The sequence below is a fragment of the Stenotrophomonas sp. TWI169 genome, from assembly GCF_039674705.1.
GTDB lineage: Bacteria > Pseudomonadota > Gammaproteobacteria > Xanthomonadales > Xanthomonadaceae > Stenotrophomonas > Stenotrophomonas maltophilia_P.
In genome coordinates, this window is the sequence record NZ_JBDJOB010000029.1 from 13,262 (window position 1) to 35,296 (window position 22,035).

Annotated in this window: 15 protein-coding genes; 2 read left to right on the plus strand and 13 right to left on the minus strand. The window is 68.8% G+C overall.

Annotation, left to right across the window (positions count from 1 at the left end):
* Positions 1–51: 51 nt before the first annotated feature.
* The 7 genes from ABE543_RS17065 to pilG form a co-directional block, all read right to left on the minus strand.
* A complete protein-coding gene (locus ABE543_RS17065) occupies positions 52–516 on the minus strand; it encodes a chemotaxis protein CheW (RefSeq protein WP_053518915.1) in 465 nt (154 codons plus the stop codon).
* Entirely contained in the window at positions 513–1,829 is a 1,317-nt protein-coding gene (locus ABE543_RS17070; RefSeq protein WP_346475934.1) for a chemotaxis protein CheB, read from the minus strand. The genes ABE543_RS17065 and ABE543_RS17070 overlap by 4 nt, the downstream gene beginning before the upstream one ends.
* Positions 1,816–8,346 (minus strand): Hpt domain-containing protein, encoded by a 6,531-nt coding sequence (locus tag ABE543_RS17075; RefSeq protein ID WP_346475935.1) that lies wholly within the window; start codon positions 8,344–8,346, stop codon positions 1,816–1,818. The genes ABE543_RS17070 and ABE543_RS17075 overlap by 14 nt, the downstream gene beginning before the upstream one ends.
* A gap of 100 nt (positions 8,347–8,446) precedes the next feature.
* The gene (locus ABE543_RS17080) at positions 8,447–10,483 is read right to left on the minus strand and encodes a methyl-accepting chemotaxis protein (protein WP_053518921.1); all 2,037 of its coding nucleotides are present in this window, start codon (positions 10,481–10,483) and stop codon (positions 8,447–8,449) included.
* Positions 10,484–10,524: 41 nt separating this feature from the next.
* Positions 10,525–11,055: a chemotaxis protein CheW gene (locus ABE543_RS17085; RefSeq protein ID WP_053518924.1), complete on the minus strand. Its 531-nt coding sequence runs from the start codon at positions 11,053–11,055 to the stop codon at positions 10,525–10,527.
* On the minus strand, positions 11,055–11,417 hold the full coding sequence (locus tag ABE543_RS17090) for a response regulator (RefSeq protein ID WP_053518925.1): 363 nt from the start codon (positions 11,415–11,417) through the stop codon (positions 11,055–11,057). The genes ABE543_RS17085 and ABE543_RS17090 overlap by 1 nt, the downstream gene beginning before the upstream one ends.
* Before the next feature lie 18 nt (positions 11,418–11,435).
* Positions 11,436–11,837: a twitching motility response regulator PilG gene (gene pilG, locus ABE543_RS17095; protein ID WP_005418455.1), complete on the minus strand. Its 402-nt coding sequence runs from the start codon at positions 11,835–11,837 to the stop codon at positions 11,436–11,438.
* A gap of 241 nt (positions 11,838–12,078) precedes the next feature.
* Here pilG and gshB point away from each other — a divergent pair, with 241 nt between their 5' ends.
* Both gshB and ABE543_RS17105 read left to right on the plus strand, forming a co-directional pair.
* A complete protein-coding gene (gene gshB, locus ABE543_RS17100) occupies positions 12,079–13,026 on the plus strand; it encodes a glutathione synthase (RefSeq protein ID WP_053518927.1) in 948 nt (315 codons plus the stop codon).
* Complete coding sequence (locus ABE543_RS17105; protein ID WP_053518928.1) at positions 13,026–13,910, plus strand: energy transducer TonB; 885 nt, start codon at positions 13,026–13,028, stop codon at positions 13,908–13,910. Before gshB ends, ABE543_RS17105 begins: the two co-directional genes overlap by 1 nt.
* A 142-nt stretch (positions 13,911–14,052) precedes the next feature.
* Here ABE543_RS17105 and tsaB read toward each other — a convergent pair whose 3' ends face one another.
* The 6 genes from tsaB to ABE543_RS17135 form a co-directional block, all read right to left on the minus strand.
* On the minus strand, positions 14,053–14,766 hold the full coding sequence (gene tsaB / locus ABE543_RS17110) for a tRNA (adenosine(37)-N6)-threonylcarbamoyltransferase complex dimerization subunit type 1 TsaB (protein WP_065174785.1): 714 nt from the start codon (positions 14,764–14,766) through the stop codon (positions 14,053–14,055).
* A 9-nt stretch (positions 14,767–14,775) separates the two neighbouring features.
* The gene (locus ABE543_RS17115; protein ID WP_253118623.1) at positions 14,776–16,818 is read right to left on the minus strand and encodes an ATP-dependent DNA helicase; all 2,043 of its coding nucleotides are present in this window, start codon (positions 16,816–16,818) and stop codon (positions 14,776–14,778) included.
* Between the two features lie 202 nt (positions 16,819–17,020).
* Positions 17,021–17,560, minus strand: coding sequence for a hypothetical protein (locus ABE543_RS17120; RefSeq protein ID WP_065174783.1), 540 nt, complete (start codon positions 17,558–17,560; stop codon positions 17,021–17,023).
* Entirely contained in the window at positions 17,557–19,998 is a 2,442-nt protein-coding gene (gene mrcB / locus ABE543_RS17125; RefSeq protein WP_065174782.1) for a penicillin-binding protein 1B, read from the minus strand. The genes ABE543_RS17120 and mrcB overlap by 4 nt, the downstream gene beginning before the upstream one ends.
* Before the next feature lie 75 nt (positions 19,999–20,073).
* Positions 20,074–21,018 carry a glycosyltransferase family 2 protein gene (locus ABE543_RS17130; RefSeq protein ID WP_111186726.1) on the minus strand — a complete coding sequence of 315 codons (945 nt, stop codon included), beginning with the start codon at positions 21,016–21,018 and terminating at the stop codon, positions 20,074–20,076.
* Positions 21,015–22,007 (minus strand): glycosyltransferase family 2 protein, encoded by a 993-nt coding sequence (locus ABE543_RS17135; RefSeq protein WP_263175385.1) that lies wholly within the window; start codon positions 22,005–22,007, stop codon positions 21,015–21,017. The genes ABE543_RS17130 and ABE543_RS17135 overlap by 4 nt, the downstream gene beginning before the upstream one ends.
* Positions 22,008–22,035: the final 28 nt, after the last annotated feature.

The following is a 22,035-nucleotide window of genomic DNA, read 5'->3' on the forward strand; positions in this document are numbered from 1 at the left end:
GCCAACGGCAGCGCCGGGCCATGCCCGGCGGCCTGTGTCCGGGGGGCGGCCTCAGGCCGCCAGTGAAGCCAGCGCGCTTTCCAGTGCGTCCAGATTCGGCAGCAGCGCGCTCTGCTCACCCAGCAGTACGCGCATGTGCACGATCTGCGGCAGGGTCTCCTCCGACGCATCGGCCAGCAGACCATCGCGCGGCACCGAGATCAACTGCGGGAAGTTCTGGGTCAGCAACGCGTAATACGGCCGCTGCTGATCGCCGCTGAGCGCCTTCAGTACCACCACCTTGTTGTGGACACCGGCTGCCTCGTCCCCCAGCCCCGAAAGCCGTGCGAATGACACCAGCGGCACCTGCCAGCCATGCCAGGCGATCTCGCCGACCAGCCAGCGGGGGGCGTCGGCCACCGGCTGCACCGGCACCCGCGACATCATTTCAGCCACCGTGGCATTGGGCAGCAGCACGCGTTCGTTGCCGGCCTGGATCAGGACACCACGGATTTCATCGTTGCTGGCGTAACTCATGGAGCTTCTCCGTTGTGGTCACCCTCGCCCCAGCGCGCGGCGATGATCTGCGCCAGTTCCTGCGGTTCGCCAGCGGCCATGCCGGCGGCCACCACGGCGGTGGCGGCGGCCGGGTCGTAGCATCCCTCCCCCACCTGCCCAGCCACCCACGCGCCGGCGGCAGCCAGGTCCAGCGCCGGCCCGACATGGCCCAGATCGGCACCGCTGAGCAGTACCAGTGCGGTGTACTGGGCCGGCAACGCGGCAATCGAGATGCCCTGCGCGTCGGTCAGGAAATGCAGGCCGTCGCTGGCCGCGCGGACGCCGATGTCATCGGCCAGCACATGCACCTGCCCGGGCGTGGCGCGCTGGCCGGCTTCGGCCAGCTGCACCGGCAGCGGCGAGACACGCGCCATCTGCTTGACGAGATTGCCGTAGCGGCCCCCATCCAGGCGCATGTGCACCAGCACCGGCACCGCCAATGCCGAAGGCAGCGCGCCCAGCAGGCGACGCAACGCATCAGGGCCACCGATCCCGGCCAGCACCAGCAGCGCGCCCGCGCGTGCGCCGGGCGGGGCGGCCGCATCCAGGTCGACCAGGCTCAGGTGGTCGGTATCGAACGACGATGAGCGCGCCTCGACCTCCGCTGCGGCGTACGCCGGGGTGGCGGCATCGGCCGACTCGTCCACCAGCGACCACGCGGTGTGATCGAACGTCACCGACGGTGCCGTGGGGGGTTCTGTCCGTGCGACCGGCGCTTCCGGCGGTTCGGGCACGATCGGCTGCAGCGCGGCCAGAGCGTGTTCGAACGCGACCGGTTCATGCAGCTGCGCCGGCGGTGCGTACAGGCCATCGGCTGGCACGTCGTCGGCCCAGCGGTGTGCCTGTTGCAGGTGCGTCTGCAGCGCTGCCTCCTGCGGCGCAGGTGGCGGCGCAGGACGGCCTGGCTCCAGCTGCAGGGCCGGTTCGTCCTCGGCGCCCGGCGGCAGCACCTGCTGGTGTCCATGCAGCTTGGCGGCCAGGTGACGCCCCCAGCGCTGCGCCTCCCAGCCGTTCCGGCGCGCGGCCAGCTCGGCTTCGTCGAACACCAGGGTCAGGCCGGGGGCCGACAGCACGGGCTCCAGGCGTTCCAGTGCGTCCTCGACCGCCGCTTCCAGTGCGATCACCACGAACTGCGGCCGCGCGTCATGCAGCGCCTGCGGTTCAAGGCCATTCGGGTCGTCTTCCAGCACGATCTGCACGTCGGCGTGCGCCAGTGCTTCGCGCAGGCGCTCACGCGCCGCGCCAGGCCGGGCCAGCAGGGCGACGGCCGGGTTGGCTTCACTCTCGGACACGGGCGATCCCCAGCAGGTCGTACACGTTACGCATCAGGTCCAGCTCCTGATAAGGCTTGCCCAGGTAGCGCTGGACGCCGATCTCGAAAGCGCGCTGCCGGTGCTTGTCGCCGCTGCGCGAGGTGATCATCACGATCGGAACGTCCCTGTAACGCGGGTCGGCGCGCATCGCGGTGGCCAGCTCGTAGCCGTCCATGCGCGGCATCTCGATATCCAGCAGCATCAGGTCGGGAACACGCTCCTCCAGCCGCTCCAGCGCCTCCACGCCATCGCGGGCGACGCTGACCTCGAAGTTGTGGCGCTCCAGGATGCGGCCGGTGACCTTGCGCATGGTCAGCGAGTCGTCGACCACCATCACCAGCGGCACCTGCCGTTCCTGACGCGGCGCGTTGACCAGCACCGGCGGCGTCGGGTTGGCCAGGTAACGACGCACCAGCGGCGCCACGTCCAGGATCACCACCACACGGCCATCGCCGGTGATGGTGGCACCGTAGATGCCCGGCACCGATGCGATCTGCAGGCCGACCGGCTTGACCACGATTTCGCGGTTGCCCAGCACCTGGTCGATCGCCACGGCAGCTCGCAGGTCGCCGGCGCGGACCAGCAGCAGCGGCACCTGCGCCTGGCCCTCGGCACGTGCCGGTGCCTGGCCGACCAGGCTGCCCAGGTCGTACAGCGGATAGTCTTCGCCGCTGTAGCGATAGCTGCTGTCGGCGGCCTCGAAGCGCTCGCGCGAGAGGCGGCCGATACCGCTGACCGAAGCCACCGGCACGGCAAAGGTGGTTTCGCCGATCTGCACGAACACGGCCTGGGTAACGGCCAGCGTCTGCGGCAGGCGCAGGGTGAAACGCACGCCCTGGCCACGCACCGACTGGATATCGACCGAACCACCCAGCTGGCGCACTTCATTGCGCACCACGTCCATGCCCACGCCGCGGCCTGCCAGCTGGCTGACCTGGTCGGCGGTGGAGAAGCCCGATGCGAAGATCAGGTTGTCCAGTTCATGATCGGCAGGCTGCGCATCGGCGGCCAGCAGGCCACGGTCGATCGCGCGGCGACGGATCGCCTCCCGATCCAGGCCGGCGCCGTCATCGGCCACGTCCAGCACGATTTCCGAGCCTTCGCGATGCAGGCGGATGGCAATCTCGCCCTCTTCCGGCTTGCCGGCGGCACGGCGCTGCTCCGGCGCCTCCAGGCCATGGGCCACCGAGTTGCGCAGCATGTGCTCCAGCGGCGCGACCATGCGGTCGAGAACGTTGCGGTCCAGTTCGCCATGGGTACCTTCCAGGGTCAGGTGGACCTGCTTGCCGGTGTCGATGCCGGCCTGGCGCACCACGCGGCGCAGACGCGGCACCAGGCCGTCGAACGGCACCATCCGCGCACGCATCAGGCCATCCTGCAGCTCCGAACTGACGCGCGACTGTTGCTGCAGCAAGGCATCGTACTGCCGCGAGAGATCGTCCAGCACGCCCTGCAGGCCGCCCAGGTCGGCGGCGGACTCGTTCAGCGCACGGCTGAGCTGCTGCAGGGTGGAGAAGCGGTCCAGTTCCAGCGGATCGAACTTCTGGTCGGCCTGGTCCTGCTCACGCTGGTAGCGGGCAACGATCTGCGCTTCGGTCTCCAGGTCGAGGCGACGCAGCTGGTCGCGCAGACGCGCGTTGGTACGTTCGAGCTCGCCCATCGCGCCGCGGAAGGCACCGAGCTGCTGCTCCAGGCGCGACCGGTAGATCGCCACCTCACCTGCGTGATTGACCAGCCGGTCGAGCAGATCTGCGCGGACGCGCACCTGCTCCTGCTGGGGACGTGCCAGCGGATCGTCCTCGACCGTGCTTTCGACCGGCAACGGCGCGGACAGCGGTGCATCGACCAGGGCAACGTTCGCGGGTACGACGGTGGTTTCAGTCTCCACCGGGCCAGCCGTGCCGACGGCGGCAGCCGCTGCCGGATCGGTGGCGGTACGTGCCTCGAAAGCATCGACCAGGTCCTGCGCCGGCTCCACCACGCGATGCTCGCCGGTACGGGTCAGCAGCTGGTGCAGGCGATCGAAACCGCGCTCGAGCAGCTGCACGTCGCGGCGCTCGATCTCGGTGCGCCCCGCCGCGACCACCTCCAGCAGCGATTCGATGCTGTGGCCGAGGTCGCCGATGGCGTTGATGCCGGCCATGCGTGCGCCGCCCTTCAGCGTATGCAGGTCACGCTGCAGGCCGGCGAGCACTTCGCGGTCCTGCGGCGCATCGCGCAGCTCGCTGATCAGGCCATCGCAGTGATCAAGCAGGTCCTTGCCTTCTTCGACGAAGATGTCGACCAGCTCGCGGTCATACACAGTGAAGTCAAGCAGATCGGCAGGCTCCTCGCCCACGCTGCCTTCCGGTTCCGGTTCCGGCATCGGATCGATCGGCTCGTGTGCCGGCACGTCATCTTCGGCAACCGGACCCTCGACCGGCGTGGAACCGCCCGGTCCGGCAGCGCCGCTGCCCTGGCCCGGCGCGTCTTCCATCTCGAAGAACGGTGACGGCGGCGCGGCTGCCGGCTGCGGATCGACCGCAGGCTCTGCAAGGGATTCCCTGGCATTCACCGTCGCCGGGGACGGCGGGTCGGCGCTCTCTCCTTCACCGACCGCCGTCTCCCCGCCGACGTCCGCATCCTCGGCAAAGGCATCCGCCTCGCCCGGCGCGAGTTCGCTGGCCTGCAGGCCGAGCACGGACCACTGCCCGTCGTCGGCCGGAGTCTGCTCTTCGTCGATCACATGCAGGCCGGCTTCGAGCGCAGCTTCCAATGTGACCGGTTCCGCAAAACCCGGCGCAGCCATGTCATCCTGCAGGCTCGACAGCGTGCTGTCGAGTGGCAGTGCAGCAGCGTCATCACCCGCATCGAACCCGTCCACGTCATCCCACGACGTATTCAGGTCGATCGTTTCGGTGAACGCGGCGGCGTCCGCCGCCTCATCCGCATCACGGTCGTCGACCGGCAGCGCGCTGGCGTCCAGGTACGGCGACAGGTCGTCCGCGCCTGTCAGCGCAGCGTCTTCGGCCAGCTCGGGGGGCGCATCGGCGACCACCGGCGACACGACCGCTGCGGATTCATCGGCAGCGAGCGCGACCGGCGGCAGCGTGGCTGCGGCCTCCTGTCCGGTACCGCCCAGCGACGGCCAGCCGGCGTCGAAGTAGCGCGAAAGGTCATCACTGGCCGTGAGCTCGGCCACGTCCAGTCCGTCCTTCGCCGGATCGGCTGCGGGCACGTCATGGGTGTCAGCAGGTGCACTGTCGATCCCGGCGTTGGTGTCGGCGTCGATGTCGCTCTGCGCCTCGGCAGGAACCGGCGCGTCCACCTCGTGCGCAGGCTCTCCATCGGTCGCGAGCGCCTCTTCGTCATCCAGCCCCACCAGCGGCCAGCGCGCTTCCGGCAGCTCGCCGGCCAGGGTCTGCAGGCGCTGCACCAGCGCAGGCTGAGGTGCAATGCGCGGCTGCTCCGCCTGCAGTGCTTCCATGGTCGCGGTAATGGCCTGCGCGGTCGCGTCGAGCGCAGCAACGCCCTCGTCGCCCGGCACCACATCGGCAGCCAGGGCCCGCTTGATATAGGATTCGGCGCCGCCCGTGACCGCCGTGATCTCCGGCACCTCGGTCATCGCGAAGGCGCCATTCATGGTGTGCACGGCGCGCAGCAGCGCATCGCTCACCGGCTGTGGTGCCTGCTGCGCCGAGCGCAGCCACGCCTGCAGGGTTGCCTGGTGGACCTCCACCTCGGCTTCGAGGATCTCGCGCAGCACGCTGTCGATATTGGCCGGAGTGCCCTCGACCGCGGTCGCGTTCCCGGCGTCGGCTGTCATCGCCGCTTCCGCTTCGAGAATGCGGCTGATCTCGTCCTCGCCTTCTTCCGCCGCCGGCGCGACCGGTACGGGCGCCGCAGCCGGCAGCGGCACGTAGAACGTCTCTTCGCCGGCACCCACGCGATCAGCAACGGCCTGCATCGCCTGCAGATCGACACTGATGCGCTGGCCATGACGCAGTGCGTCGCTCAGCTGCGGCAGGGCGGCGTGCGCGTGATCAACCATCGCCAGCACCGCCGGCGTGGCCGGACGGCTGCCGTCAAGCACACGGTTGAGCATGCCTTCGATCTTCCACGCGAACTCGCCCAGCGTCCGCGCACCGACCAGGCGGCCGCTGCCCTTGAGGGTGTGGAAGATGCGGCGGATCGGCCGCAGCCGGTCCAGATTGTCCGGCTGCGCGTGCCATGCCGGCAGCAGCGTTCCGAGGTTGGCACGCTCGTCGTCGAACTCTTCCAGGAACACCTCACGGATGTCCTCGTCGATGTTCTCCGCATCATCGTCGAAGCCGGCATCGAAGCCCGCTTCGGACGCAGCCGTGATCGCGACCGGCGCGTCGGCGGCCGATGGCATCGCCCGCGGGTTGAAGTCCTCCGCGGCGGCGCTCAGTTCAGCGAAGAACCGGGCATCGGCCTCGCTGAAATCGATCGGTGCGATGGTGTCAATCTCGATCAGGGCCACCGCCGGTGCTGCATCTGCGGCAGGCGACGCGTCCGCGGCGAGGGTGACCGGATCCGTTGGCTCCGCATCAACGCTGTCCAGCACCGGATGCAGGTCTGCGTCGTCTTCCAGCACCAGCGTTTCCATCGCATGCAAGGACAGCACGTCGTCGGCGTTGTCCAGTGCACCGGCGTCGAAACGGAATACGACCTCATCAGCCGCCACGTCCGCGGCGCCATGCTCGGCGGCCACCGGATCGAATACCGGCGCCGACGTGATATCCGGGGTACCGGATCCGGACGCGAACGTCACTGTGTCGTCGCCGGAGACCGACGGTGCATCCGCCATGTCGTCCACCTGGGACAGCGTCCACTGCGGTGCCTCGGCCGGTGCCGGATCGATCGTTTCGTCGCTGGCCAAGGCAGGCGCATGTGCATCGTCCGCGTGCCCGGCACCGACCTCCACAGCGGCAAGGTCCCATTGCGGCACGGCCGGGGCCGGTGCGCTGGACGCAGCGAACACCAGCGAGCCACCCGCATCGGGCGTCGTCCCCGGTACCGCGACCGGTGCTGACAACCCACCGAACATCAGCCCGTTGTCGGTCACTGGCGGTGCCGGCGGCGGATCGAACACGAAGTCCGGCAAGGCGGCAGCCACACTGCCGACGGCGGGCGCGGCCGTGCTCACATCGATGTCGACATGGCCGGGCTGCAATGGCATCACCTGCAGGTCAACCGCCTCGCGCTCGACCGCCTGCACGCCCTGCGGCGCCTCGTCGATCGCGGCGCGCTCCGGCAGCGGCCAGTAGCGCAGCGCTTCCAGGCTGCTGCGGGTGATCTCCAGAATGTCCTCACGGCCCGGACGACGATCACGCAGGGCTTCGAGGTAGTACTCCAGGCTGGCCATGGCGTCGGCGAGCGTATCCAGCTGGCGCCCGCTGGGCACACGCTGGCGACCGATCAGCTCGGCGTCGATGTACTGCTGCACGCCGCGCAGGTAGTCGGCGGCAGTCCCCAGGTCGAGCATCCGCAGTGCACCGGCGACGTCGCCGAGCAGGCGCGGCACGTCCTGCAGTTCCGCGTGGTTCCAGCTGGTTTCGATGAACGCGACAAAGTGCTCGCGGGCCGCAGCGAAATTGGCGATGGCCTCGTGTGCCAGCACCTCGACGGTACGACGGTTTTCCACGGCGGCAGGGTCATCCTCGCCGCTGCCATCCGCACCCAGATGGGCAACCTGGTCATCCAGCGACGCATCGACGTAGAGCAGCGCGCCGGCGATGTCCAGCAACAGGTTCTCGTCGATCTGCTGGCGGCCCTCGACCACGCCGCGCAGCGCGTCGCGCTGCTGCACGACCACGCCGCGGGCCACGCCCAGGCCCATCATGCCCAGCGTATCGGCCACGGCCCCCAGTTCGTCGGCCTGCGTCTGCAGCTGTTCCGCTGCACCGCCGGTGCGCAGATGCAGGTCCAGCGCATCCTTGATGCGCAGCAGCTCTTCCTTCACCGCGCTGCCGACCGTATCGAGCAGTTCGCGGTTGCGCCCGCTCAGGCTGCCGCGAGCATGGTCGAGCTCGGCTTCGGTGGCGGTGACGCTGTCGGGAGCGAACGCGAACAGGACACTCTCGTTGATGCCGGCCGCACCGCGCGCGGCGCGGATGTCATTGAGCAGCGGCAGCAGCACGATCGGAATGTCGCGGTGGCCGTTCTGCAGGCGCTCCAGATAGTCGGGCAGCAGCACGCTGCCGCGCATCAGCGTGGCGCAGGCCTCGTCGCGATCAGACGCCTGGCCGCTGCCGATCGCATTGGCCAGCTGCTCCAGCTCCTCGGCCACCATTGCCGGGGCGTACAGTTCGACCATGCGCAGGGTGCCCTGCACCTGGTGCAGGTGGCCGGCGCAGATACGCATGCGGCTGGCATCGGACGGATCCTCGGCGTAGTACTCGACCTCGTTGCGCACCTGGCGCAGGGTCTCGTCCAGCTCGGGCTTGACCCAACCCAGCGCTGCGTGGCTCATCGCATCGCGCAGAGTGCTCATTGACAGGCTCCGGTCGCCGCCGCGCGAAGGCCGCGCTGGATCTGGCGTGGGGAATGGAAATGCTTCATCGACGGGTTCCTTGCTCTTCGCCCTGCCCGCGTCACGCCGGCAGCTTGAAGTCGGCGACCGAACGACGCAGGTCGGCAGCCAGCTGCGCGAGGTGGCCGATCGACTCCGCGGTCTGTCCGGCACCCTGTGAGGTCTGGCCGGTGATCTGGCGGATCACGCCCATCGTGCGGGTGATGTCCGACGCGGCTGCGGACTGCTGCTGGGCCGCGATGGAGATGTTCTTGATGAGGGTGTTCAGTGCATTGGACACGCGCTCGATCTCGGTCAGTGCCGTACCGGCGTCTTCGGCCAGACGTGCACCGGACACCACTTCGGCGGTGGTCTGCTCCATCGAGGTGACGGCCTCGTTGGTGTCGGCCTGGATGGCCTGCACCAGGTTCTCGATACGGCGCGTGGCGCCCGATGTGCGCTCTGCCAGGCGCTGCACTTCGTCGGCCACGACCGCGAAACCGCGGCCCGCTTCGCCAGCCGACGCGGCCTGAACCGCTGCATTCAATGCCAGGATGTTGGTCTGTTCGGAAATGTCGTTGATCAGTTCCACGATCGAGCCGATCTCCTGCGACGACTCACCCAGGCGCTTGATGCGCTTGGAGGTTTCCTGGATCTGGTCGCGGATCTGGTCCATGCCCTGGATGGTCTCGCGGACCACGCCGGCACCCTCGGCGGCAATCACCACCGAGCGCTGAGCCACGTCGGCCGATTCGGCCGAGTTGCGCGAAACCTGCTCGATGCTCGCTGCGATTTCGCCGATGCGGTCCGAGGCCGAGGTGATCTGGTTGGCCTGGTGGCCGGCTGCTTCTGCCAGCTGCATGGCCGTCGCCTGGGTTTCCTGGGTGGACAGCGCGACCTTGGCCGAGGTGTCGTTGATGGTCGTCACCAGGTGGCGCAGCTCGTCGACGGCGTAGTTGATCGCGTCGGCGATGGCGCCGGTCATGTCCTCGGTCACCGACGCCTTGACGGTCAGGTCGCCCTCGCCCAGCGAGGAGATTTCGTCCAGCAGGCGCATGATCGCCTGCTGGTTGCGGCTGTTGAACTCCACCTGGGTCTGGTAGCGCAGCTCCTGCTCACGCGAGCGGCTGCGCACGTTGGTGGAGACGAAACCGATGATCGCGATCAGCGACAGCGCACCGGACGCTACACCGATCCAGAAGTTCGGGAACAGGCGGGTATCGGACACCGAGCCGAACGAAGAGAAGGCTTCGAACAGCTTGCGGCTGTCATCCAGCATGTGCGCCGAGCCCTGGCCCAGCGCGGTGGCCGCCGACTGCGCGGCGAACAGCTGGCGCGAGCTGGCCAGGATCGCATCGGCATCGGCCTTCATCGCCTGCCACTGGGTGTGCGACTGCTCCAGCGCGGCCACGGCGGCCGGGCCACGCACTGCGGTGATGCCCAGTTCCTCGTTGCCATTGCGCAGGCCGTCGAGCACCTGCGAGAACACGGTGATGTCACGCGCCAGTGCGTCGCCCGCGGCGGCCGCCGAAGAGCCGCCCGCACGCATTTCGGTGACCCGTCGGGCCATCGAGCCGGCCACCACGACCTGCTGCAGCGCGCTGTATACCTGCGCGGCCGGTGCACCCGAAGCCGACATCGCGCGCACCACCTCGTTCAGCTGCGCCTGCAGCCCCGGCACCGCGCCAGTGAAGTTGTTGGCATTGCCGGCCAGGGCCAGCACCGCCGGCTCGCTGGCGACCAGCTGCCCGGCCTGCTTGCCCAGCGGCGCCCAGGTTTCACCCAGCGTCGAGATCGCCCGCGACACGCCCGGTTCCTTGCCGTAGCGCCCCTGCAGCGTCGAGACATTCTGTTCGATCGCGTTGCGGGTGGCCTTGAAGGCAGTGAACGCCTGGGCATTGCCGCCCACCGCGTCACGCCCCTGGTTGGCCAGCTGCTGCGACAGCACCTGCAGGTCCGCGGCCTTGGAACCGGCATCGGCCAGGCGGCTGCCCTGCCAGGTCGCCACGCCGGTATTGACGCCGAACAGGATCATCGATGCCAGCAGCAGGGCCAGCCAGAGGTTGCTGCCGCCCAGCCGAAGCTTGCCGGTCTTGGTGGCGTCCGAAGCAGTACTCATCGTTCAACCTCGATCTTCAGTGCAGGGGGCGATGCCCGGCCTCAGGCCGCGGCTTGCCGGAATTCAGGAGTGCGCGACAGCAGCGAGAGCGAGAACACGCCCCAGTCCTGGCCGTCAGCATGGAAACCGCGCTCGACGAAGTGCCCGTAACGACCCTCGGCCAGGCTGCCGGCCTCGATCTGCTGGTCGGCTTCGAAGCTGCGCTGGCCGAACAGTTCGTCGATGGTCAGTGCGACGTCACCGCCGGCCTGGCGCATGATCAGCACGCGCTGCCCTTCCTGCTGCACGGTGCGTGTGCCTTCCAGGAAGTACTTCAGGTCGACCACCGGGAACAGGTTGCCGCGCAGGTTGCCCACGCCCAGCAGCCAGGGCTGCGCGCAGGGCACGGGCGTGACCGGCGGCATCGGCACGATCTCCACCACTTCGCGGAAATCGGACACCAGCCGGCGCTGGCCGACGCGATAGCCGACGCCTCGCCACAGGTCCTGGACGAATTGCCGGCCCGGCAGCTGCACCGCATGGGCCAGGCTGCGCCGTTCGTAGGCTTCGAGAATGTCGAAAGGCGAGCGCATCAGGCCACCAGTTCGTTGATCCGCGCGATCAGTTCATCCTCGCGCGGCGGCTTGACGATGTAGTCGGCCGCACCCTGGCGCAGCCCCCACGCCTTGTCGGTCTCCATCGCCTTGGTACTGACGATGATGACCGGGATGTGCCGGGTCGCGGCGTCGCGGGCCATCGCCCGGGTGGCCTGGAAACCGCTCATGCCCGGCAGGACCACGTCCATCAGCACCAGCTGCGGCACCTGGTCGCGGACAAGCTGCAGGCCATCCTCGGCGTTGTCCGCTTCCAGCACCTCGTGGCCGGCACGGCGCAGCCACTGGGTGAACACCGCGCGGTCGGTCGGTGAATCCTCGATCAGGACGATACGAGCCATTGTGCCTTTCCCCCCTGGTCAGGCGTTGACGTATGTGCGGATGGCACCCAGCAGTTCTTCGCGCGTAAAAGGCTTGGTCAGGTACTGCTCCGACCCGACGATGCGCCCCCGCGCCTTGTCGAACAGGCCGTCCTTGGACGACAGCATGATCACCGGGGTCGCCTTGAACAGCTGGTTTCCCTTGATCAGCGCGCAGGTCTGATAGCCATCCAGACGCGGCATCATGATGTCGACGAAGATGATCTGCGGCTGCTGGTCGGCAATCTTCGCCAGCGCTTCAAAGCCGTCGGTGGCGGTGACCACCTCGCAGCCTTCGCGCTTGAGCAGCGTTTCCGCAGTCCTGCGGATGGTCTTCGAATCATCGATGACCATCACCCGGAGTCCTGCGAGTTCCCCGCCCGCAGTCGTGTTTTCAGTCATTGCCTATCCCCAAGCGCACGGCCCGGTCTCAGGCGGGGGCCGCTACGAAAGCGTATCTATATCGCACTTTCCGCGCCCGCTTCAAGGCCGGCCCGTCACGCGGGCCGTGCTACCGGGCTGAACGTGACGGGGTTCGCATACGGTGCGCGGCCCGGCGGACGGACGCAGCGTTGCATCGCGGCAGGGAGGCGCACGGCGGGCGTTGCCGCTACCATCAACGCCTTGCCTGACAGGTGCGCCCATGCCGTTGAACGTCATCGTGGTGATGGACCCCATCGCCCACATCAAGATCGCCAAGGACACCACCTTCGCCATGCTGCTGGAAGCCCAGCGCCGCGGCCATGCCCTGCACTACGTGCGGCCGGGCGGACTGGCCCTGGAAGGTGGCGTGGCGGTGGCCCAGACCGCCCCGCTGCGGGTCCGCGACGACCCCGCCGGCTGGTACGAGCTGGGCGGGTTCAGCCGGACCGAGTTCGGTCCCGGCCAGATCGTGCTGATGCGCAAGGATCCGCCGGTCGATGCCGAATACGTCTACGACACCCAGGTGCTGGACGTGGCCGCTGCGGCCGGCGCCTGCGTGGTCAACAATCCGCAGGGCCTGCGCGACTACAACGAGAAACTGGCCGCGCTGCTGTTCCCGCAGTGCTGTCCGCCGACCCTGGTCAGCCGCGACGCCAAGGCATTGAAGGCCTTCGCGCTGGAACATGGCCAGGCCGTGCTGAAGCCCCTGGATGGCATGGGAGGGCGCTCGATCTTCCGCAGCGGCCAGGGCGACCCGAACCTGAACGTGATTCTGGAAACGTTGACCGATGGCGGACGCAGGCTGGCGCTGGCACAGAAGTTCATCCCGGACATCAGTGCTGGCGACAAGCGCATCCTGCTGATTGACGGCGAGCCGGTCGACTACTGCCTGGCGCGCATTCCGCAGGGCGACGAGTTCCGCGGCAACCTGGCCGCTGGCGGGCGCGGCGAAGGCCGTCCGCTGAGCGAGCGCGACCGCTGGATCGCCGCGCAGGTGGGACCGGAAATGAAGCGCCGCGGCATGCGCTTCGTTGGCCTGGATGTGATCGGCGACTACCTGACCGAAGTCAACGTCACCAGCCCCACCTGCGTGCGCGAACTGGACGCGCAGTACGGCCTGAACATCGCCGGCACGCTGTTCGACGCGCTCGAGGCCGGCCTGCGCTGATGCCCGCCGCACCCGCCGTCCTGCCACCGCCGCCGCGCGAAGCGCAGCGGCTGGGTGCCACCCTCACCCTGTCGGTGCTGGTCCACGTCCTGCTGATCCTGGGGGTGGGTTTCGCCGTGAAGGGCGAGGCCCCACTGGTGCCCACGCTGGAAGTGATCTTCAGCCAGACCCGCACCGCGCTGACGCCGAAGCAGGCGGACTTCCTGGCCGCCGCCAGCCAGGAAGGCGGCGGTGACCACGACCGCGCGCAGCGTCCGCGCGACAACCAGGCCGGGATCGTGCCGCAGGCCCAGGCCGGGGTCAGCCCGGTGCCACAGCAGCAGCAATCCGCAGCGCCCGTGCCACCGCCGCAGGCCCGCGTGGTCAGCAGCCGCAATGGCCAGGACACGGTGGCACGTGCGCAGGCCCAGCCAACGCCACTGGAACCGGTGCCGGACGCACCGATGACCGCACGCGAGCAGCGCGATGCGGAGATGGCGCGACTGGCGGCCGAGGTCCACCTGCGCTCGGCGCAGTACGCCAAGCGACCGAACCGCAAATTCGTCTCGGCCAGCACGCGCGAGTATGCCTATGCCAATTACCTGCGCGCCTGGGTCGACCGCGCCGAGCAGGTGGGCAACCTGAACTATCCGGACGAGGCACGGCAACGCCGTCTCGGCGGCCAGGTGGTCATCAGCGTTGGCGTGCGTCGCGATGGCAGTGTGGAAAGCAGCCGCATCCTGCGTTCAAGCGGAACACCGCTGCTGGATGAGGCCGCGCTGCGGGTGGTGACGCTGGCACAGCCGTTCCCGCCGCTGCCGCGTACCGAGGACGGGATCGACATCCTGCAGGTCACCCGCACGTGGGTGTTCCTGCCCGGCGGCGAACTGCGCGACGACCGGTAGGGATATTGCCCGGGCCTGCGGCCCGGGACCCGCTGAAGGCAACGGCAACAGCAACGTCAACAGCAAAAGCGGCGGTCAGTGTAGTGACGCCTGGCGGGGCGGTGCCGGGCGGTGGGGACGCCGCAGGTACGTCTGTGCAGGCTCAGCCGTTGGCCTTCGCCTTGGCCTCGCGCGCGGCCTGCTGCTCGACCAGGGTCAAGGCCACGTTGTCGCGCAGGTAGGCCGGTTCCACCCTCTCCGGCGCGATGCCCTCGCCACGTGCCAAGGCCGGCACCGCCAACGCCAGCACGTCCGATGCCCGCGGCAGCGCCGCGGCGTCGAACCCCCGCAGGCCCGCCCCCAGCTGCGTGACCAGCGCGCCCTCGGCCGCACCAAATCCAGTGCCGACACCGAACACCGACAGATCGTCCGGCAACGCTACTGCGGCCGGTGCGCACACCCGCTCTGCATCGCACGGCATCGGCAGGCCGTCCACGCGCTCGAAACGCGCGACGTAGAGTTCGCCCATCCGTGCATCGATCGCCGACAGGATCTGCCTTTCTTCTGCCGGCGCACGCAGCGCCAGCACCTGCAGGGTCGATACCGGCAGCAGCGGACGGTCCAACGCCAGTGCGATGCCCTGGGCAAGGGCGATCGCCAGGCGCACCCCGGTGAAGGCACCCGGACCACGACTGAGTGCGATGCCATCGAGCTGGCGGCGGCTGATACCGGCCTCGGCCAGCAGCGCGTCGGCCCACGGCAGGCTCAGCTCGGCATGCCGACGCGGGGCGATCTCGAAGCGTTCCAGGACCTGCCCGTCCACGTGCAGGGCAACGGAACAGGCTTCGGTGGCGGTTTCAAAGGCGAGCAGTTTCATCGGGTCGGATCAGAACAGGGGGAACGTGCCACCCGGGGCAGGGTGCGTGGCCGCCACAGGGACGTCCGGCGCCCCAGCATCGGTGGCGGGGTGCCATTGTGGCGCAAAGAAGGACTGCACATCGGCCAGACTGCGGGTACGGCGGAAAGGTGGCAGCGAGTCGAGGAAGACCCGGCCATAGCCACGGTTGAGCAACCGCGGGTCGCACAGCACCAGCACGCCGCGATCACTCTCACTGCGGATCAGCCGGCCGACGCCCTGCTTCAGCGCGATCACGGCCTGCGGCAGCTGCTCGTCGCGGAACGGATTGCCCCCCTGGCTGCGGATCGCCTCCAGCCGCGCCTCGTAGACCGGATCGTCCGGCGCGGCAAAGGGCAGCTTGTCGATCACCACGACGCTCAATGCTTCGCCGACCACGTCCACCCCTTCGCGGAAACTGGCCGAGCCCAGCAGCACGCCGTTGCCGGAATCGCGGAACTGCTGCAGCAAGGTGGCGCGTGGCGCCTCGCCCTGCACGAACAGCGGCCACGGCCCATCGCGCAGCGCCTCAGCCGCTTCGCGCAGGGCCCGGTGCGAGGCGAACAGCAGGAATGCACGGCCCTGCGAGGCCTGCAGCACCGGCCGCAGGACCTGGATGAGCGAGGTGCCGAACCCCCGCGCGGCGGGATCGGGCAGGCCTTCGGGCAGGTAGCACAGTGCCTGCTCGGGCCAGTTGAATGGACTGGACTGGACCAGTGTCTGCGGATCATCCAGGCCGAGCCGGCGGGCGATGTGATCGAAGCCACCACCGACGGTCAGCGTCGCCGACGTGAAGATCCATGCGGCACGACTGCGCTCGCGATGCTCGCGCAGCGGACCGGACACATCCATCGGCGTGCGCTGGCAGCGGAATCCGCGCGGGGTAAGTTCGTACCAGAGCACATCGGCGCTCGCCGCCTGCGCAGGGTCGGCATCGAAATCAAGCGCCGGTTCGTCATCGCCCAGCCAGCGCCCCAGACGCGATACCGCCTCGCGCGCCCGTGCGTGGCAAGCGTCGAGGCCTGCGGCGGCTTCGCGCAGCGGCTGCAGCGCCTGCTCCAGATTCACCAGACCGGTCATGACCGCATCAAAGCCATCGCGCACCTGCGGCATCGCCAGTGCGCGCCACTGCGTGCCACGGGATGGCAGGCCATCCATTGCCGAGCGCAGCGCACGCAGTGCCTCCTGCAGCTGATCGACCGGCGCCTGCAGCGCTGACTGTGCGCCACCGACACCGCGCGCCTCGGCCAGACAGTCCCGGCCCAGCTCCTGCCAGGGTCGCATGCCGAAGCCCTCACCGAAGAACTGCGCTGCCAGTTCAGGCAACTGGTGCGCCTCATCGATGACGAAGGCCTGTGCGCCCGGCAGCAGCTCTCCGAAGCCCTCCTGCTTCAGCGCAAGATCGGCCAACAGAAGATGATGGTTGACCACCACCACGTCCGCAGCCTGAGCGCGTTGCCGCGCGCGCACCACGAAGCAGTCATCCCAGAACGGACACTCGGTGCCCAGGCAGTTGTCGACGGTGGAGGTAACCATTGGCAGCAAGGGTGAGTCATCGGCCAGGCCTTCCAGTTCCGCGATGTCGCCATGTTCGGAACGACCGGACCAGGCCAGGATGCGCTGGAACTGCGCCGCCTGCTCCGGGCTGGAGAAGCGTGGCTCGCCACGCGCCTGCTGCAGGCGGTAACGGCACAGGTAATTGCTACGCCCCTTCAGCAGCGCGCTGCGCAGGCCGACCCCCAGTGCCTGGCGCACGCGTGGCAGGTCGCGATGGTAGAGCTGGTCCTGCAATGCACGGGTACCGGTGGAAATGATCGTACGCAGGCCGGACAACAGCACCGGCACCAGGTAGGCGAAGGTCTTGCCGGTGCCGGTGCCGGCCTCGGCCAGCAGCAGGTCGCGCTGCTGCAGCGCATCGGCGATGGCCTCGGTCAGGCGCAGCTGTGCCGGACGCGGGACGAAGGCATCCAGGTGCGAGGCAAGCGCGCCGCCTGCGCTGAGTGCTTCGCGGCTGGCGTGGACAAGGTCGGACATCAGACGGAAAGGATACCGGGCCGGGCGCTGCCCGGCACCCGTTTGTAGCGTCGAGCTTGCTCGACTGAACTGGAAGGGGTCAGAGCCGTTTCCTTTCGGAAAACGGCTCTGACCCCATCGCGAGCGCGCGACCGGCTTCTGATCTTCCTGTTCTCGCCCGCGGCCCGCGCGGCGTGTGACGCGCCCGATGGAGGGGAATACCTCAGTACCGCTTGATGCCCGGTACCGTGCACCCTTCCAGCTGTGCATGCGCCGACACCGCGTTCTCCTTCTCCCCGCGCGCCAGCCGTGACTGCTCGATCGTCGCCCAGTGGCGCCGGCACAGCGGCCCGGTCTTCGACCCCAGATCGATGGCCTTGCGCGCGAACGTCTCCGCCTCCGACCACTTGCCCTGCAGCAGGGCGATTTCGGCCCGCTCCTGCAGCACTGCGGGGTCTGCGGCGACGATCTGCAGCGCCTGATCCAGGCTGGCGGCGGCGGCCGGCAGATCGTTGGCCTGGCGCTGCGTCAGCGCGGTCTGGCGCAGATCCTCAACCTGTGGATCGCGCAGCGGCTGCACCGACAGTTCCTTGTCATCCGGTCCCGCCGCCGCTTCGACCGCAGCCAGGCGCTGCACCGGCGTGGTGGTAGCGGCGACCGGCTTGACCACCGGCGGCGCGCTGCTGACACAGGCGGCCAGCACCACAGTGAGGCCGGCCAGGGTGAGCGGATGCAGGAAAGTTCGAAGCGTCATCGGATTCATCGACTCGGAGGAGGAGTGGTCGCCGCCGGCGCGGCTGCGGGTTCTTCCGCCGGTTCCGGCTTGCGATCCAGGCCGAACCAGCTGCGCCAGCCACCGCCTTCGCTGCCGGCGCCGTCCTGGGCTTCGGGCGAAACCGCCGGCGCGCAGGGCGCATATGCCGGCGCATAGCCGACCACGAACGGGAAGCGCCGCGCGCCCGGACAGCCCTCATCGGTACTGTTGGTGCCGCTGGCGGCGATCGGCTGCCAGTCCAGCCCCTTGTTGCTGACCCGCAGCGGCGCGCTCGGCAGGCGCTGGAAGATGCCCGACCACACGCGCATCGCACCGGTGGCGCCATACAGCCCGGCCTGCTCGTTCTGGTCGTTGCCCATCCAGATCACCGCCAGGTGGTCGCCGGTGTAGCCGGCATACCAGCTGTCGCGGCCATCATTGGTGGTACCGGTCTTGCCGGCCGGCTGCAGGCGGCCCAGGCCGTCTGCGTTGAGGCGCTGCGCGGTGCCGCTGGCAACCACCTGCTGCAGGCCGATGCTGATCAGGTTGGCCGCGATCGAATCGCCTTCCTGTGCCGGCGCAGGCGACTTGTCATAGCGCTTGAGCAGCTTGCCCTGCGGATCAAGCACGCCACGCACCGCGTGCAACGGCTGGATCTCGCCGCCCGAGGCCAGGAACTGGTACAGCTGCGCCATCGCATACGGGCTCTGGTCGGTCGAGCCGAGAATCACGGCCGGATTCGGTTCGGCCTTGATGCCGGCCAGCACGTGGATCAGCTGGGTCACACGCTCTGGACCGACCTGCATGCCGACCCGCACCGTGGCCTGGTTGTAGGAATTGGCCAGCGCATCGATCAGCCGCACGGTGCCATGGCTGCGGTTGTCCGCATTGCCCGGGCTCCAGTTGCGGCCACGGCTCAACTGGACGGTCACCGGCGAATCGTCAACCCAGCTCGCCAGCGAGTAGCGGTCCGGCTGGGCCAGCGCCAGCAGGTACACGAACGGCTTGAGCAGCGAGCCGACCGGGCGCTGCGCCTCGATGGCGCGGTTGAAGCCGACCTCGGAGACCTCGCGGCTGCCGATCACTGCCAGCACGTCGCCGTTATGCACGTCGGTCAGCACCATGCCGGCCTGCAGCTCGGGACGGCGCTTGCTCTCCAGCGACTTGATGGTACGGGTCACAGCGCCTTCGGCGTAGGCCTGCGCGGACGGCGACATGCCGGTCATGACGCTCAGGCCCGCGCCCTGCAGTGCGGACTCGGGATAATCGTGGCCGAGCTGGCGACGGACCAGATCGACATAGGCCGGGAAGCGGTTGGCGGCGACCAGGCCCGGTGTCTTCGGCACCCCCAGCGGAGCCTTCAGCGCCCGCTGGTATTCGGCATCGTCGATCAGCGCCGCTTCGCGCAGCTTGCCCAGCACGAAGTTGCGACGATCCAGCGCCCGTTCCGGGTTGCGCCGCGGGTCGTAGTAGGACGGGCCCTTGACCAGGCCGATCAACAGCGCGATGTGCTCGGTTTCCAGCGACGACAGGTCGCGGCCGAACCAGAATTCGGCGCCGGAGGACATGCCATGGATCGCCTGGCTGCCGCGCTGGCCCAGGTACACCTGGTTCAGATACGCCTCGAAAATGGTGCGCTTGTCGTAACGCGCTTCCATGATCAACGCATACAGCACTTCATTGAACTTGCGGGTGAGGGTCTGCTCCTTGCCGATGCCGAGCAGGCCGCTGCGGGCCAGCTGCTGGGTCAGCGTGGACGCACCCTGCCGGCTCTGCCCGCCGGAACGGACGGTCACCCAGACCGCACGGGCGATGCCCGACAGGTCGATGCCGTGATGGCGGTTGAAGTCCTTGTCCTCCACCGCCTGCAGGCCGGTCACCAGCAGGTCCGGCGCCTCGTCCATGCGGATCAGGCGACGCTCTTCCTGCTTCTGGCCGTACAGCGTGGCGATGCGTGCCGGATCCAGGCGGGCGGCCTTGAGCGCCTTGCGGCTGTCGGCATCGCGCAGCGACGCGACGGTGCCGCCAGCGAGCGACAGCTCGACGCGACGTGCGGCCACCCGGCCATCGACGTCGGCGTAGCCACGGCTGGCAATGACGAAGCGGCCACCCTTCACCGCGTAGGTGGCCGGCTCCCTGCCTTCGCCGTCATCGCGGTAGGCGGACGCGGCCAGTTCGGTCTTCAGGGTCGCCGCATCCATCGCCTTGCCGGGCGTCAGCACCAGCGGGCGGGCGTAGACACGGGTCGGGATCTGCCAGCGCAGCTCTCCGAAACGCTGGGTCACCTGCTGGTTGAGGTACAGGGTGTACGGGATCAGGAAACCCAGTCCCAGTGCGACCGCTGCCATGCTCCAGGTGATCAGCCTGCGTCGCCAGGGCGAGCTGCCGCCCTCCTGGTCGTCGTCGTCGAAATCGTCGTGGTCGTCGGAATCGTAGCGTCGGGGCACGGGAAAAGCATGGCAGGGGCGTCAGCGGAGTCTACCCCAGCCCTTTCCCCAAGACAGGTTCGATCGGTCGTCCGTTCAGCGATGGCCCGGCGGCAGCGGACCGGCCCGGCCGCGGATGCCGTCCCACAGCCCCTTCAACATGAACCGCAACCGAATCCAGCGCGGCGCCAGGAACAGCCCGTTGCCCACCAGCTTCAGCAGCAGGCGTGGCACGTCCTGCGCGATCCAGACCCGCGGCGTATAGGCGCGCCCGTAGAGCAGCACGCGGTTGCGCATGATGAAATACAGGCGGAACGGCTTGTGCACGATCACGCCGTCCGGCTTCGCCCGCGACGGCAGCAGTTCCTCGCCGATGCTGTGGCTCATCTGCGCATCGCAGATTCCGTACAGCGCGTGGCCACTGCGTTTGGCGCGGAAGCACCAGTCCATGTCCAGGTTGTCGATGAACAGGCTTTCGTCCATCGCACCGATGTCACGCAGCGCCGACATCGGCACCAGCGATCCGGACGTGATGAGGAAGTCGCAGGAGATGCGCTGGCCCGGGCCGCCACGCAGCTTGTGGTTGAAGGGGAAGCCGAAGCGGACGAACGGGGCCAGCATGCCGCTGCGTGCGTCGCGGAACTGCGGTCCCACCGCAGCGATCCGCTCATTGCCCGCCAGCTCGACCAGCGCGGTGCCCAGCACGTCGACCATGCCTGGCTCCAGCACACTGTCCTGGTCCATCAGCAGCACGTAGTCGAACCCCAATGACTGCGCCTGCTCATACGACCGGTTCAGCGCACTGCCGAGCCCGACGTTGTGCGGCGAGGCCAGCAGGCTGATGCCGGGCGCCGCGCCCAGCAGCGCTTTCACATCCACACCTCGGCTGCCGTTGTCGAACACCACCAGATGCCCGACCTGCTGCAGCACGCTGTCGACCACCCGCCGCAGCAACTCCGGATCGGGGCCATAAGTAACGATCACGGCGCAGACGCGGTGCGCGTCGAAGGCAGCACGCGCTGCCGGCATCTGCGAAGTCATTGGATTCCCTGCACGAGGTCGCTGGCCGCCGAACGCAGGCCGTTGGAAAAACGATGATAGCGGCCACTGCCCAGCTCACGGGCGATGTGCAGCATGCGGGACGGCAGCCGGGTTGGCGCGCAGGCCCGCGCCTCGGCATGGCGCAGACGCTGGTCCAGTGTCGCCAACTGTGCGGCATCCAGTGCCGGCCGGCCCAGCCGCGCCTGCTCCTGCAACGAGCGCAGGCGGGCCAACGCCGCCGCGAGGTAGGTGCGGCGCGCGGAACCACTGCCCACGGCCCGCTCCAGCAGCCCGCGCTGGCGCGCGCCCACCTGGTTGTCGCCATGCTGCCGGTAGTCGGTGGTGATCGCTTCGATGCTGTCCAGGCCACCGCTTGCCGCCGCCACCAGCGCCAGCCATTCGTCGTGGATCCAGCCCTTGGCCACCGGCAGCGCCTGCGTGATCAGGCCACGCCGCAGCGCGGTCACGGCGCCGGTCACCAGATTGCGGCCCATCAGCAGCTCGAAGCCTTCACCGCGGTGTTCACGGTCCAGGTCGCGGCGGCTGATCGACAGCGCCTGGAACAGGGTTGCCGGCAGCGGCCGGCCCTGCGCATCGACCAGCCGTGCATCGCTGTGCAGCAGTTGTGCCGTGGGCCGCGCGGCGAACGCCTGCAGGAAGGTGGCGACCTTGTCCGCATGCCACACATCGTCCTGGTCGCACAGGAAGACGATGTCGCCGCTGCAGGCCGACAACGCGGTTTCGAAATTGCGCACGTAACCGACGTTCTGCTCCTGCTGCCGCAGCACCACCTCGATGCCGGCCGCACGCAGCGCTTCAGCCTCGTGCAGGAGCACGGCCCAGGTACCATCGGCAGAAGCATCGTCGACCACCACCACCTGTGTCGGCAGTACGCTCTGCGCGGCGATGCTGCGCAGTTGGGCGGCGACATGGCGCTCACCCTGCCAGGTACACAAGGCAACGGAGACGGTGGGTGCGACGCTGGACATGATCTGGGGAGCGGCCGGAGCGGCTGGA

Bases quoted from the DNA above. Each gene is read 5' to 3' on its own strand.
- ABE543_RS17065 (WP_053518915.1), bottom strand. From the start codon at position 516: ATGAGTTACGCCAGCAACGATGAAATCCGTGGTGTCCTGATCCAGGCC.
- ABE543_RS17075 (WP_346475935.1), bottom strand. From the start codon at position 8,346: ATGAGCACTCTGCGCGATGCGATGAGCCACGCAGCGCTGGGTTGGGTC.
- ABE543_RS17080 (WP_053518921.1), bottom strand. From the start codon at position 10,483: ATGAGTACTGCTTCGGACGCCACCAAGACCGGCAAGCTTCGGCTGGGC.
- ABE543_RS17085 (WP_053518924.1), bottom strand. From the start codon at position 11,055: ATGCGCTCGCCTTTCGACATTCTCGAAGCCTACGAACGGCGCAGCCTG.
- ABE543_RS17090 (WP_053518925.1), bottom strand. From the start codon at position 11,417: ATGGCTCGTATCGTCCTGATCGAGGATTCACCGACCGACCGCGCGGTG.
- pilG (WP_005418455.1), bottom strand. From the start codon at position 11,837: ATGACTGAAAACACGACTGCGGGCGGGGAACTCGCAGGACTCCGGGTG.
- gshB (WP_053518927.1), top strand. From the start codon at position 12,079: ATGCCGTTGAACGTCATCGTGGTGATGGACCCCATCGCCCACATCAAG.
- ABE543_RS17105 (WP_053518928.1), top strand. From the start codon at position 13,026: ATGCCCGCCGCACCCGCCGTCCTGCCACCGCCGCCGCGCGAAGCGCAG.
- tsaB (WP_065174785.1), bottom strand. From the start codon at position 14,766: ATGAAACTGCTCGCCTTTGAAACCGCCACCGAAGCCTGTTCCGTTGCC.
- ABE543_RS17115 (WP_253118623.1), bottom strand. From the start codon at position 16,818: ATGTCCGACCTTGTCCACGCCAGCCGCGAAGCACTCAGCGCAGGCGGC.
- ABE543_RS17120 (WP_065174783.1), bottom strand. From the start codon at position 17,560: ATGAATCCGATGACGCTTCGAACTTTCCTGCATCCGCTCACCCTGGCC.
- ABE543_RS17130 (WP_111186726.1), bottom strand. From the start codon at position 21,018: ATGACTTCGCAGATGCCGGCAGCGCGTGCTGCCTTCGACGCGCACCGC.
- ABE543_RS17135 (WP_263175385.1), bottom strand. From the start codon at position 22,007: ATGTCCAGCGTCGCACCCACCGTCTCCGTTGCCTTGTGTACCTGGCAG.